The organism is Pseudomonas sp. PME37.24/025 (assembly GCF_055556615.1).
Window position 1 is genome coordinate 1 of the sequence record NZ_JBVHNK010000474.1, and the last position, 237, is coordinate 237.

Annotated in this window: 1 protein-coding gene; it reads left to right on the forward strand. The window is 73.8% G+C overall.

Annotation, left to right across the window (positions count from 1 at the left end; all coding sequences use genetic code 11):
* A partial coding sequence (locus ACZ3HH_RS31130; RefSeq protein WP_465810582.1) for a molybdopterin cofactor-binding domain-containing protein occupies nt 1-237 on the forward strand: 237 nt, incomplete at both ends.

Below are 237 nucleotides of genomic sequence, written 5' to 3' on the forward strand. Positions count from 1 at the left end.
GCCCGCCGCCTTCAACAACCCGATGGAGCCGCACGCCACGGTGGCCCGCTGGAGCGACGAGGGGCTCGACCTCCTCGACTCCACCCAGGGCACCAACTGGGCGCAGGCCACCATCGCCACGCTGTTCGACCTCCCGCCCGAGCGGGTCCGCATCCGGTCCGAGCACGTCGGCGGCGGGTTCGGCTCGAAGGGTCCGACTCGCCCCGGCGCGGTTCTCGCCGCGATGGCCTCCCTCCT